The 14,269-nt window shown below is 57.2% G+C and carries 7 protein-coding genes and 1 pseudogene; 4 read left to right on the top strand and 4 right to left on the bottom strand.

What is annotated here, in order from left to right; all coding sequences use genetic code 11:
• On the top strand, positions 1–3,571 hold a 3,571-nt coding region (locus PMI23_RS25545; protein WP_007950207.1), incomplete at its 5' end, for a beta strand repeat-containing protein.
• A gap of 217 nt (positions 3,572–3,788) precedes the next feature.
• On the opposite strand, the pseudogene PMI23_RS30410 reads toward PMI23_RS25545, so the two are convergent.
• Positions 3,789–3,895: pseudogene (locus PMI23_RS30410) on the bottom strand (DUF6124 family protein); the annotation flags it as partial.
• A 339-nt stretch (positions 3,896–4,234) separates the two neighbouring features.
• On the opposite strand from PMI23_RS30410, the gene PMI23_RS25540 reads away from it, so the two are divergent.
• The 3 genes from PMI23_RS25540 (at position 4,235) to PMI23_RS25530 (ending at position 10,710) form a co-directional block, all read left to right on the top strand.
• A complete protein-coding gene (locus PMI23_RS25540) occupies positions 4,235–6,148 on the top strand; it encodes a hypothetical protein (protein WP_007919736.1) in 1,914 nt (637 codons plus the stop codon).
• A gap of 150 nt (positions 6,149–6,298) precedes the next feature.
• Positions 6,299–8,239 carry a hypothetical protein gene (locus PMI23_RS25535; protein WP_238539568.1) on the top strand — a complete coding sequence of 647 codons (1,941 nt, stop codon included), beginning with the start codon at positions 6,299–6,301 and terminating at the stop codon, positions 8,237–8,239.
• Positions 8,240–8,421: 182 nt separating this feature from the next.
• A complete protein-coding gene (locus PMI23_RS25530) occupies positions 8,422–10,710 on the top strand; it encodes an autotransporter outer membrane beta-barrel domain-containing protein (protein WP_007919732.1) in 2,289 nt (762 codons plus the stop codon).
• Positions 10,711–10,770: 60 nt separating this feature from the next.
• Here PMI23_RS25530 and PMI23_RS25525 read toward each other — a convergent pair whose 3' ends face one another.
• From PMI23_RS25525 to PMI23_RS25515, 3 genes are all read right to left on the bottom strand, one after another.
• Positions 10,771–12,819, bottom strand: a complete 2,049-nt coding sequence (locus PMI23_RS25525) for an Ig-like domain-containing protein (protein WP_007919730.1) — start codon at positions 12,817–12,819, stop codon at positions 10,771–10,773.
• 281 nt (positions 12,820–13,100) lie between these two features.
• Positions 13,101–13,496 carry a YbaN family protein gene (locus PMI23_RS25520; RefSeq protein ID WP_007919728.1) on the bottom strand — a complete coding sequence of 132 codons (396 nt, stop codon included), beginning with the start codon at positions 13,494–13,496 and terminating at the stop codon, positions 13,101–13,103.
• Between the two features lie 10 nt (positions 13,497–13,506).
• Positions 13,507–14,094 carry a UPF0149 family protein gene (locus PMI23_RS25515; RefSeq protein WP_007919726.1) on the bottom strand — a complete coding sequence of 196 codons (588 nt, stop codon included), beginning with the start codon at positions 14,092–14,094 and terminating at the stop codon, positions 13,507–13,509.
• Between the last annotated feature and the right edge of the window lie 175 nt (positions 14,095–14,269).

Here is a 14,269-nt window from a genome sequence, read left to right as displayed (position 1 = left end):
CACCGTCTACGAGAAAAACCTCAGCGACGGCACCAGCCCCGACACCCCGGCGCTGACCCAGAGCGGCACCTTCACCGTGACTGCGCTCGATGGTCTGCAAACCCTCACCGTCGGCGGCATCGCCGTGGTGACCAACGGTGTCGCTGCAGGCTTCCCGCAATCGGTGGTTTCGCCGCTGGGCAGCACCTTCACCGTTACCGGTTACAACCCGGCCACCGGTGTGGTCAGTTACAGCTACACCCTGGTCGACAACGAAGCCCACCCGACCGCCAACGGTGCCAACAGCCTCACCGAGAACTTCAACGTGGTGGCCACCGATACCGATGGCAGCACCGCCAACGGCCAGATCAACGTCAACATCATCGACGATCTGCCGACCGCCAAACCCGACACCGGCTCGGTGGCCGAGGGCGGCACGCTCAATGTCAGCGTGCTCGGCAATGACGTCAGTGGTGCCGATGGCGCGGCGACAGTGGTCGGCGTGCGCGCCGGCAGTAATACCGGCACTTCGGCCATTGGCGGCCTCAACAGCAACATCAATGGCAACTTCGGTTATCTGACCCTCGATGCGGCCGGCAACGCCGTCTATCACAGCAACCCGAACTCGGTGAGCCCACCGGGCGCCACTGACACCTTCACCTACACCATCCGTGACAGCGACGGCGATGAAAGCACCACGACCATCACCATCAACGTTGCCGACAGCAAACTGATGGCCTCGGTCGATCAGGACGTAACGGTCTATGAAAAAGCCCTCGACCTGACCAAGGACGGCCAGGATCTGGCCGCCGGTACGGTCACCGGCAGCGATCCGACCAACACCGGTGAAACCGCGACCGGCACGCTGGTCGGCGCAGTTACCGGCGGTACGGGCGCGATCACTTACACGTTGGTCGGCAGCGCCACCGGCAGCTATGGGCAGATTCAGCTCAATGCCGACGGCACCTATACCTACACGCTGACTTCTGCACCGAAAACCACCCCGAACGCCAACGACGGGGCGAACACGCTGAGCGAAAGTTTCACCTACAAAGCCACCGATGCACTGGGCAACAGCACCACCAGCACCCTTGTGGTGAACATCGTTGATGACGTGCCAAAAGCCGTGGCCTCGGATCGTTCGGTGGCGGCAGTGGAGATCGATTCCAACCTGCTCATCGTTCTTGATATCTCCGGCAGTATGGCCGACGCCTCGGGTGTGCCGGGCCTGTCGCGGCTGGACCTGGCCAAGCAGGCGATCAGTGCCTTGCTCGACAAGTACGACGACCTTGGCGATGTCAAAGTCCAGCTCGTCACCTTCAGCAGCAACGCCACTGACAGAACGTCGGTATGGGTCGATGTGGCGACCGCTAAGACGATTCTCGCCAGCCTGTCGGCGGGTGGCGGCACCAACTACGACGCTGCGGTGGCGGTCATGCAAACCGCGTTCAACACCTCGGGCAAACTCACCGGGGCACAGAACGTCGGTTACTTCTTCTCGGACGGTAAACCCAACGAAGGCGACATCAACGCCGCTGACGAAGCCGCGCTGAAAAACTTCCTCGATGCCAACAACATCAAGAACTACGCGATCGGCCTCGGCAGCGGCGTGAGCAACGCCAACCTCGACCCGCTGGCGTATGACGGCATCAGCCACACCAACACCAATGCGGTGGTGGTCACCGACCTCAATCAACTCAACTCGGTGCTGTCGGGCACTGTGCAGGGCGCGCCGGTCACTGGTTCGTTGCTGGGCGAGGGCGGCACCTTCGGCGCCGATGGCGGCTTCATCAAATCCATCGTGGTCGACGGCACCACCTACACCTACGACCCGAAAGCCCTCAGCGGCCAAGGCTCGCTGACGCCAAGTGGCGGCATCAATCACGGCACCTTCAATACCGCCAACAACACGTTGAGCATCGCCACCAATAACGGCGGCACACTGCTGATCAATCTCGACAGCGGCGACTACACCTACACCTCGCAGAAAACCACGGCGGTGGTCATCACCGAAAACATCGGCTTCACCGTCAGTGACAACGACGGCGATCTCGCCAGCTCGACGCTGACCGTGAAAGTGATCCCCAACGCGCCGCCAGTGGCGGTGGACGACCACGTCATCACCAACGTGCTCTCGGGCAATATTGTCGTACCGGGCGAACTGCTGCTGGCCAATGACACCGATCCGAACGGCGATACGCTCAACGCTACGCCCACCAGTTTCAACACCGGCTGGATCTCGAAAGCGGCGGACTTCACCGGCACCGGGGCGATCAACTTCACCGGCACCAACGTCAACACCGCCGCCAACCAGAACCTGGCCAACGTGCGTAATTCGTTCAGTGCCAACGCTGCGACCATGACTGCTGTGCTGGTGGTCAGTGGCTATCTCGGTGCGGTGACCAACAGCAACGCCAACGATGAAGACCGCATCACCGTCAACCTGCGCCAGGGCGAAACCCTCAACCTCGATCACAACCTGGCGGCCGGTCAAGTCAGCATGGAGTACTCGATCAACGGTGGCGCCTACATCGCGCTGGCGGATGGGCAAACCCTCACCGCGACGTCGGACGGGGTCTACCAGATCCACATCACCAACATCACCAACCCCACCGGCGGCGGTAACCCCAACGCGGCGGAAAACTATCAGCTGACCATGACCCTCAACTACGCCGGGGCGCATGACATCACCCCGGACTTCCACGGCAGCTACACCGCCAACGACAACCATGGCGGCAGCGACACCGCCAACGTCAGCATCAGCTATCAGGACGGCCACACCCTCACCGGCACCGCGGGGGATGACGTGCTGGTGGCCGGCAGCGGCGACAACATCATCAACGCCGGCGACGGCAACGATGTGCTCACCGCAGGCTCAGGCAACAACGAGTTGCACGGCGGCGCCGGTAACGACTTGCTCTATAGCGGCCCGGGCAACGATTTGCTCGACGGCGGTACTGGCAGCGACACCGCCAGCTACGCCCACGCCACGGCCGGGGTCACGGTCAACCTCGGCCTGCTCGGTGCGCAAAACACCCTGGGCGCCGGCACCGATACGTTGACCGGCATCGAAAACCTCGTCGGCTCGAACTTCAATGACACCCTCACCGGCGATAACAATAACAACGTGATCAACGGTGGCCTCGGCAACGACATCCTCAACGGTGGCGGTGGCGACGACCTGCTGATTGGCGGCATGGGCAACAACACCCTGACCGGTGGCGCCGGGGCCGACACCTTCCAGTGGCTCAAGGGCAACAGCGGCCACGACCTGATCACCGACTTCACCCCCGGCACCGACAAACTCGACCTGTCGCAACTGCTGCAAGGTGAAAACGGCACCACCGCCTCACTGGATGACTACCTGCACTTCACCGTCAGCGGCAGCGGCGCCTCGGTGCTCACCAGCATCGACGTCAGCGCCATGGCCGGCGCCACGCCAAACCAGACCATCGACCTGGCCGGCGTCAACCTCGCCAGCCACTACGGTGTGACGCCAGGGGCTGGTGGCGTGGTTGCCGGTGGGCATGACACGGCGACGATCATCAGCGGCATGCTGAATGATCATTCGTTGAAGGTGGATACGGTGTAAGCGCAGTCTGAAACGACAAAACCCGCCGTCCCGTTCAACCGGGGCGGCGGGTTTTTTCTGCCTGTAGAGATGCATTGCCTGTCAGTCAGCCTTCGCAAGCAAGTCTGACGGTGCAACAGGGATTTGTGATCTGCGCAGATACCTGTGGGAGCGAGCTTGCTCGCGAAGGGGCCATGACTGTCACCCGATCAATCAGCAGGGATTCTTGATCCCAGCTTCACCCCGGCAACTCCAGATTATCCAGCACCCGATTCACCGCCAGCCCCCGAGCATGATCAATTGCGCAAGCCCCAGCAGCGTTCGGCGTTGCGAGGCCGGCAGCAGGGCGTGCGGAGGTAATGGTCGAGGGCCCGGTCGGTTTCGGGCGGGTTGGGTGTGGGTTCGATCATGGTGAAGCTCCTGGAATCATTGGCGCTGCCATCGTTGCTGCAGGCGTTCACGCAAGATCATATAGCTCGATTCGTTGTCTGCACATTTCTGAGAAGCGCACCTGTTTAACTTTCTCGGCACGAGCACTGAATCCGACGAGCGGTAGCAATACCTGTAATTTCTGACAGTAGGCAGGACGCTTCCAGCGTCGTTAAATCAATCACAGCAAGGACCCATAGATTCCTTGGTCATTTGCCCATTTCCTGCTTGGTTTGATGCGAGGGAGTTCGTTCAATGACACGCTCTGAACACAGGAATGATGAGCTGCTTGAGGTGCCAAGCGTACCTGCCATCCTCAAGGACGAAGAGGGAAAGGAGAGTCTCGACGGGCTGCTGCCGCGTTCCGCTTTGGCAGATGACCTGACGGTTATCGTTCCTGACTGGAGCACTCCTTTTACTGATCCCATCCCTTACATCGTAATTGTCAGTTGGGTACTGGCAGGCGGTCTGTTCACCGAGGTCTTTCGTCAGGAGTTCGATTCCCCCGGAGAGAAGACGCTTATCGTCCCGCGAGACAAGCTGGATCCCGGCACTTATTCCCTGTCGTACAGAGTCAACTACGGTGGCAACCCGTTGGACTCGGCGATTAAGCGAGTCACCGTCGACAGATCGCCGCCGAACGATAATCAGGAACCCGATCGTCTGATCATGCTGGATGTCACAGGCGATATCACTGATGACTACCTCTCCCGGTATGGCGAAGTCCGGTTCCAGGTACCGCTGTATGTCGACGTCAAAGCCAGGGATCGTGCGATCTATTACTGGACAGACAACCCGGATCCACCGGATTCGGAAACCGAAATTCGTGAGCAAGCGTTCAGCCAGCAAGACATCGACCAGAAGCGTCTGATCATCACGATGTATGAGGCAGATATTCGTGGACGTGGTCCCGGGCAACGCTACGTTTACTATCGGCTCCGTGACTGGGCGGGAAATCGCGGGCCGCGCTCAACGCTTTTGGCGGTTTTTGTCAATTTGAATCCGGCTCCGGGCATTCTCAAACCGCCGAGAGTGCCGTTGTCAGCCCGCGGCTTGATTGACCGTCAACATGCGCGTGAAGGCGCGGTGAATGAGCGGGCTGTCACTGTCGAAATTGATACGTATGAGAACCCGGATCCTTCCGACAAGGTCCTGATCCAGTGGAACGGGCATGATCTGGCCGCGCTTGACGTCGATCCTGGCAAGTTTCCGCAAGTCGCTACCGTGCCATGGCTGACCTTGATGGCAGATGGGCCAGGGCCATTGGACGTTCGAGTGAGCTACCGCATTCTGCGTGGCGGCACACCGACCTTGCCATCTGCCGAAACGCGAGTGCTGGTGAATCTGACAGTCGCCGGGCAGGATCATGCCAACGCCCCGGCCTTGTTGAATACCACATTGGCCCGGCTGGAAGTTTACGGTGCCATATCGAAACAACGGAACAAGCTGTTGACCGTAGATTACGGCGAGGCGGCCGAAGCACATCTGGCCCTTTATGACACTCCGGTGCCAGGTGAAAAGCTCTTCCTCTATTGGGGCGCAATTGGCACACCAGTCGCCGAGTACGAGGTTGAATCCGGTGACGTCGCCGGTAAGCCGATCAGGTTCCTCATTCCTTGGGAGGCAATCGAACAGGACAAAGTAAATCCCTCGCTGCTGACGTGGTACACCACCAGTAATGGTGTGAATCTGCAGCAGGCTGATGTGACGGCCGTTGAAGTGGCGATCATCGTGATCGAGAACATGCCGGAACCGACGTTTCCCCACGCCAACCGTGATGGAACACTTCACTGCTGCGCCAAACCCAGGTTGTGGGAAGGTGTCTGGGTACATATCAACGGCAATGCTTTCTTTGATGAAGACGATATCGTCGAATTGTCCTGGCAGGGGTGTTTTGGTCCGAATGGGACCAGTCCGATTGACGGAATCTACGACACATTCGAGACAAAACTCACTGCCAGTCAGGCTCGTGAAGGTTTTGATGTGCATGTCAGTGATTACGAGCGTCTGATTTCGCCAATGGTAAACGATGGCTCGGCGCTGTGTAGTTATCACCTGAGAAAAGCCAACGGTGGCATCGGCAATTCAAAACCTGAGTTTGTCATCATCAATCGAACGTTGCCGAGTGGTGAAGTGTGTGGTCCTGATAACGATCTTTGTGAAGAGTAAGTTGTAGAAGTGCTGGCGCTGTATTGGTCGAAGTTGGTTTCAGGTTCTATTTAAATTCTGTTTAACCCATGCAGTCATTGTGTAAAAACTCTGGCAAAGCGGCTGTTTGCCCTGTGTCAGTCAATCAAGTTGCTGAGAGGATGATAAAAGATGACAAGTTTTCACTCGTTGACACCGGCGCAGAATCGCGAACGTTTTTTTGGTGTTCGTTTTCGCAGTCCGAAAGCTGCAGCCCTACCACCGACACTTCATCCGGATAATCCGTTGCTGGATGATGAAACGGATGATAGTCCCAACCAACTGCATTCAAGCTTTCAAGGGTTTCCTCTGAAGGTACAAATCCCGCGATTTGCTGAGGCGGATGATCCAAACGGTGTTCAAGGATTTCTTGAACTAATGTGGGACGGCACCAATATACGTTCTACTCGAGTACCTTTCACTACCCCCGTTGATGCAAGTACTACCGAATTTGATCTTGTTTTGCCTGAAGGCTATACATCGGCCCCGGGGCCTCATGAGCTGAGTTATGTGTTGAACTTCGGTGGTAATCCGTCTGATGTAACACCCCTTGAAATCAATATTGATACAACAGCACCGGTAGCTTTCGGCAGGGCGACTGTTCCCCCCGAAGTGGAAAGAGATGGTATTACAAAAAAATACCTCGATGATAACGGTTTTGTATTGATCACCATTCCGAACTATGGGAGTAAAAAGCTCGGTGACTTTGTTGAGTGCTATTTTGGCTCGAGTTTGCCAACCCCGACGCTGGTCGGCGAGTTGACCATAACGGACCCCACAGCTGCGATCACGTTTGAATTGACTCCCGCGCTGGTCGGTACCGAGGAAGGTTTAAGATCGGTTTTTTATTACCTCAGCGACCGCAAGGGGAACCGCAATACACCACAATATTACACCGAGCTTAATGTCACTCTGACCGACCCACCCGAAGGGCTTCTGGAACCCAGCATTCCGCTCTTTGATGACGACGCAGCTCCAAAACTGGTGGATCTGGCTGATGCTCAGGCGCCACTGGGGGTCGGTATTCTGGCTGAGTACACAAACTACCTGGAGGGTATCGATCAGCTGGAAGTGACATATGACGGTATCGTGCAACCTGCGCAGACAATCAATACTTTTCCCTTCTATGTGAACATTCCTTACCGGGATGTATTCAACGGCGACCTGGATGCAAAAAAGGTAGCCGTCAGTTATCGGATCAAACGCCATACCTTGCGCTACCCATTGGGAACACCGGCGCCTGCAAAAGATGTCGATGTCGATCTGCGCCGGCCTGGAGACGGTGACGGTGGAGAAAACCCGGATCCCAATCTGGCTCTGGTAACTGTGCAAGGTACGGGTGGTAATGGCCAGAACATTCTGACGGCTGCCGACTCGGTTGGTAATGTCGGTGTAACTGTAGCTGTTTTTGCTGGTGTCAAAGATGGAGACATCATGACGCTGATATGGAAAGGCGTCGAGGTCACGCAGGCGCAAGGTGGCGTTATAGAACTGAACGGTACGGAAACCGGGAATTTGACGTTCGATGTTCTTTGGGAAGTTGTGGACGCGGGCGGCAACGGTAACCCGCTGCCAGTCACCTATAAAATTACCAACCCTGATATCAATGATAATGAGGTCCGCTCACTGCCCCGAGATGTCGATGTGAATATTCGGCCCGGTGTTGTTCCTGAAATCAAATTTCAGCATCTTGATCCGGACTTCACAGACTGGTTCAACTGTGGCTCCCTGCGATCAGATCCGGTACTGGTCAAATGTGCAGAAGTGCTGATTTCTCCTGGTGAACCGCAGTTGGCCGATCAGACACTGGAATTTATCTATCAGGGTTATACCGATTCGGCAGGTACTAATAAAAAACCTGGTACTGATGAAAAGGTTATATATACGCCATCGTTACAGGAAGCGAATGCCGGGTTTATCGTGAAAATTCCCTATCAGAAAATTTTGGCAACGGAGAGTGCGTGGGGCGATATAACTTACACGGCAATGATTGACGGACGCCCGGTGCCAGCTCAGCGACACCTTGTCAGGGTGCACATGAAAAAGGGTGATGGATCAGTGTGTGATATCTGATATTCGAAGTCTGGGAGGCATTAAATGCCTCCCTTTTTCTTATAAGGATTATCAGGCGCTAGGACTTTTCTAATGTGTATTGAGGACTTTTCCTACATTTTCAGGGAGTAGGTAACGTTAATGTACGCCCGCTAACGCTACGGAGCTGCTTTGGCCTGTAATTATTTTGAGGTGAATCAATCATGAACATGTTGGATGTATCACACGTTCGCGTTTTTCCAACAGGCAGGTTCGGAGTATCGCTCTGCCTACCGGCCGTTTTTTTTTTCGCAGGTTTTGCACATTCGGCAACTATCGTCGATAACACCACGCTGGATATCGATTCATCGGCTGCGTCTACCGACTATCTGGTGCGCAACAATGGCGTATTGAACGCGTCCGGCGCCAATACCCGATCGATCACGGCGCAGTCCGGATCGTTGTTAAACCTCAATGGCGCCACCATCGTCGGTAACAACGGTGGTGATGGGGTAACAGTGACCAGCAGTCAGGCAACCATTGATCAAACGACCGTGACCAGTGATGAAATCGGGCTGGCGGTCAACCGTTCCAGTGTCGCGGCTGGCGGATCCAAGGTGACGGTCTCCAATAGCCAGGTCAGTGCACAACTGATTGGGTCACAGGTCACAGGGCTGAGTTCCCTGTCATTGAGCAATACGCAAATCATGGGCGCGGCCAGCGATGGCATAGGTGTAAATATCCTTGGTGGCGAGGTGAGTGCTTCCGCGCGCACGACCATCACCGGTCAAGCGACAGGTGTGCGGATGGTCAATGACGCTGCCAACGTGGGCGGTCCTACCTTGTCGCTGGATAACTCGACGGTGCAAGGTGTCAGCGGTTCTGCGATTCTGGTGGATCGCGGGACTCAGGCCACGATAGTCGTCTCCAACGGTTCCAGCGTTCTCGCTGGCAACGGCAGATTACTGGATGTTCAAGGCTCATCCACCGCCAGCATGACCGTTGCCGACAGCACGCTGAATGGCAACATCAGCGTGGCGGATAACAGCACGGCCAATCTCGTTTTCGACCAAGGGAGAATAACCGGGGACGTGCTGGTCGATGGCAGCTCTACCGCTACTGTCACGCTGGACAACCTCTCACAATTCACCGGTCGCCTCGACAATGTCGACAGCGTGAACGTCAACAGCAACTCCAACTGGACACTCACCGGCAACGATTCGATCGGTGCACTGGGCATGAACGGTGGCACCGTCACCTTTGGCGCCCAGGACGCTCCCGGTACGTATTACACGCTCAATGTCGGCTCACTTTCCGGCAATGGGACCTTTGCAATGAAGGGCGATTTCGCCAGCGGTGAGCATGATTTTCTCAATGTCATCGGTGCTTCGGCGGGGGACTTTGCGCTGGCGGTTGCGGCCTCTGGCCTGGACGCCGCTTCACCGCAGGCGTTGACGCTGGTGCGTACCGGCACCCTCGACGGTGCGAATTTTGCCTTGGCCGGCGATCAACGGGTTGATGTCGGCACATGGTCTTACAGCCTGGCCAGTCGGGAAATCGAGGGGGGAGCGAAGGAGTGGTTTCTCGACCCGACCACCGAAGTCATCAGCCCCGGCGCGCGCTCGGTACTGGCCTTGTTCAACACAGCTCCGACCGTGTGGTACGGCGAGTTGAGTTCGTTGCGCAGCCGCATGGGCGAATTGCGTTTCAACGGTGGCCAGGCCGGCGGCTGGATCCGCACCTACGGCAACAAGTACAACGTTGCCGATGGCTCGGGCGTGGGCTATCAGCAGACGCAACAGGGTTTGTCCCTTGGCGCCGACGCTCGACTGGGCGAAAGCCAGGTGCTGGTCGGGGTGCTCGCCGGCACGAGTGAGTCCGATCTGGATCTGAATCGCGGTACTTCGGGTACGGTGAAAAGTTACTACGTCGGGCCTTATCTCACCTGGCTCGACAGTGATACCGGTTACTACTTTGACGGCGTGCTCAAGTTCAACCGCTTTCGCAACGAGTCGAAGGTCAACCTGAGCGACGGCAGCCGCACCAAAGGTGATTACGACAACTGGGGGGTAGGCGGTTCTGCCGAGTTCGGTCGGCATATCAAACTGGCCAACGACTACTTCGTCGAACCGTTCGCGCAACTGTCGGCGGTGCAGATCCAGGGCAAACACTACACGCTGGACAACGACATGGACGCCGACGGTGATCGTATGCGCTCACTGCTCGGCAAGGCTGGCGCCACGTTCGGACGCAACTTCGGTTTCGGGAACGGCGCAGTCGCCCAGCCTTATGTGCGTGCGGCGGTTGCTCATGAGTTCGCTTCCAACAACGAAGTAAAGGTCAACAACAACGTGTTCAACAATGACTTGTCCGGCTCCCGGGCCGAGTTTGGGGCGGGGGTGGCTGTGGCGATGTCCGAGCGGTGGCAGGTGCATGCTGATCTGGACTATGCCAAAGGGGAGCATATTGAGCAGCCTTACGGGGTGAATCTGGGGTTACGGTATTTTTGGTAAAGAGCCATCGTGATGACCCCAAGTGAAGGCGCCCCACGATTTGCGGGGCGTTTTTCATCCCTAAGGGTCAATGCAAACTCCCAAGGCAGATCCGTAGTACTGGACGTGCCCTTCTGCGCCATTGACCAGGTTTTTTAACCAGTACCGAGCTGGCCAGCCACCTGCGGAGTCAGCGGCCCAGTACCAATAGTCCCCCATCGGCCAACGACCACCCCAAGCGTTATGGATGACCCGCAACTCACCCATTGATGGCAATCGCTTTCCTCGGGCTGCTGCCCTGTCTCTGATCGTGTTCCAGCTTCCACCGTCCAGCCCCCAAACGAATTTCACTCCTGTGACATGTACGTTGTAACTCTTGGATTGGCTTGCGTTGTCGATGACAGTGATCGTTGAGAGCCCATTACCTCTGACAGTCACCAACCCTGAACCGTCTACCGCGGCGACGTTGTTGTTACTCGACGTGTAACGATAGGGAAGAACTCCGCCGCTTGCCGTGTGCTGTACATATGTGCCAGGACCGAAGTTTGGATATGCAGCCCAGTTAGGTATGAGGTAACACCTGCCACTCAATGTCACGCTGCCCGTGTTGAAATTCAACGGCGGAATCGGTGAGATCACAGTGAAGGTCCGCGTATTTGAATCCTGCCCGGTACTCAACGCTTTTACTCTCAGCGAATGCCCGCCCAAACCCACCGACAAGGTAGTGTTCCAGGCGCTGCCCACGGCAGTCACCGTGTGCCTTGGGCTGTTGTTGTCATAAATCTGGACCTGACGATTCGGGGTGACCGAACCACGCAGGGTCACCGTGGCGCTTTTGGTTTGCCCGCCATTGCCTATTTCACTGATGCCGTCATGCACAGACGTCAGCGTCGGCGCGATGTGGGCGGCGACGTTGAAGTTTCTCGCCGGGCTCTCTACCGGAACCGCGTCATACATGGCCTTGGCCGTCAGACTGTGGGAGCGGATGGCCAGACCGGTGACAGACGTTGTCCATTGTTTATCGGCATTGACGCTGACCGGCGTACCGACGGGGGCGCCATTGTCGTACAGCTGAATCTGCTCGCGCGGGGTGGCTTCACCTTTGACGGTCACTGCAGTCTCATAGGTCGTTTCATTCGGTCCCACCGTACCGACCGAGTCGGTGACCGCGGTAATCGTCGGTGAAACAAAGGCTGCAACTGTAAAGACCCGGGGAGGGCTGGACTCCGGGTTACTGCCGTAATCGCCTCGCGCGGTCAGGCGGTAAGTGGTCAGGTTCAGGCTGCTGAAAACATGTTGCCAATCGCCGCTGCCGTTGACATCCACCGTTTCGACGTTCGCACCGGCATTGAGCAGAATGATCTTTTCGTTTGGACTGGCCTTACCCGTGAGGTTGACGGTCCGGTAATAGGTCGTGCCATTGGCGGCGACTTCACCGCGCAGGTCATTCACGCGAGAGATCGTCGGCGTGACCGCTTGCGCCACGACGAAATCCCGCGGCGGACTGGTCGCAGGGTCAATCTCGTACAACGCCTCGGCAGTGAGGCTGTAGGAGCGAACTTTCAGATCGTTGATGCGGTGGTTCCAGTCACCTTTATCGTCGACGTCAAGGGTAATGAGCGACTGTTTGTTTTCCAGCAATTTGATCTGCAGGTTTGGCGTCGCGCTGCCTGCCACCAGCACACTGTTGTCATAGGTGGTTGCCCCTTGGGCGACGTCCCCCCGTGAATCGCTGACCGCAAGAATTTCCGGGGTCTGGGCGAATTTCACGGTGAATGTTCGCGGCTCGCTGGACACCGGGTCGGCGCCATAAAGAGCCTTGGCGCTGATGCGGTAAGACTTCTCGGTCAATGGGCCGATCTCGCGGCTCCAGGTGCTGTCGGCGCCCACTAGCGCCGTACCCATCGATGTCGTCGTTCCATCGAACAGCTCGACCGTTTCGCCGCGCGTGGCCGTGCCGGTGACGGTGACTTTTTCGTCGCGGGTTTTGCCGTCCTCTGCCACCGGGCCCCGTGAATCCGTCACTTGCACCTGCTCGACCATCCCCGGAATCAGCAGGGGACGCAGCACCGTCAGTGGATTGTTGCCTTCCGTCAGGGGAGGGAAGCGGAAACGCTTGTGAGAAGGCATCAGGCAAGTCCTCTTGAAGAGCATTCAGGCGCTTTTTGATGACGACCCGTGCAGTTCTCACTCAGTGGGAATCAGTGGGAATTAGCGGGGATTAGCGGGGATTAGCGGGGATTCCGGCTTGAGGTAGTTGACGAACACAGGAAGGCACTCCGGTCGGGTGATGGAGTGATTTGAACCTGTATTGATGGGTTAGCACACCTGTCAGATATGACAGGTATGCAAGGCTTTCAGATGAACGGTTTCGACGGGACGCTGTTTTTAGCCAGGCATTTACCGACGACTCAAGGTTTGTACATCGTTTTCTGCCGCAAAATGTAAACCGTCACCAACACCGCGCTGGTCAACATGAACCCCCGCGCCCACGGCAGTGGCACCAGATAGCACGAAAACAGAATACTCGCCCACATCAGCCCGATCGCGTAGACCTTGCCCTTGAGCGGAATGCCGTTGCCATCGAGGTAATCGCGGATCCATGGCCCGAGTCGTGGATGCTCGACCAGCCATTGATAGAAACGCGCAGAGCTGCGCGCGAAACAGGCCGCGGCGAGCAGAAGGAAAGGGGTGGTGGGCAGGACGGGCAGGAAAATCCCGATCACCCCCAATGCCACGCTGAGCCAGCCGACGGCCAGCAGGAAGTAGCGCAACATCAGGGGGCGGTTGCCTATGGGATTGTCCATAGGCCGGATCTTAGTGGTGACGTGGCTTGAGGATCGCCGGTTTTTCGTCGGGCGCCTGGCACAGCAGGTACAGCGCGGTCAGGGCTTCCGGAATTTGCACGATCATGTCGTCCATCAGGTTGGCGTCCTTGGCGATGTCTTCGAATTCTGGCTGTTCGTCGAACAGGCCCGAACCGACCATGATCGGCAGCAACATTTCGCTGACTTCTTCTTCGGCGGTTTCGAACCAGGCCGCTTCACGCAGGAACACGCCTTCCATGAAACCGATGCACCAGCCGCGCAGTTCGGAATCGTCCGGCTCTTCGCCCAGATCCAGTTCGCATGGCAATTCGAATTCTTCATCCGAAGCCAGTTGACGGGCGATGTGGGCTTTGAGACCGATCAGGGTGGCTTCGATCTCTTCGCGCTGGGCGTCGCTGCTGTAATGCGGCTCTTCAGCGAACAGGGCGTCGATCCACTCACGCTCCGGTACGTCTTCGGCGCAGATAGACAGCGCGGTCAGGTAGCCGTGAGCGGCCACGTAATCCAGCGCCTCGTCATGCAGCTCGTCGGCGTCGAGGAAGACTTGCAGGCGGGTCAGTTGCTCAGCGAAGGACATTACGGGGCTACCTTGGGGAATAAACAATGCGGGAATTCTAGGCTTTCTTGCGCGCTCAAGCCAGCCGCATGGCAGATTTGACCTGCCATGCCCTGCATACACCCTGTAGGAGCTGCCGAAGGCTGCGATCTTTTGATCTTGTCTTTATTAAAAGCAAATCAAAAGATCGCAGCCT

It is taken from the genome of Pseudomonas sp. GM24, from assembly GCF_000282235.1.
In the GTDB taxonomy this organism is placed as follows: Bacteria; Pseudomonadota; Gammaproteobacteria; order Pseudomonadales; family Pseudomonadaceae; genus Aquipseudomonas.
Note: the sequence above shows the minus strand (reverse complement) of the source record. Positions and strands in the feature narration are given on the sequence as shown.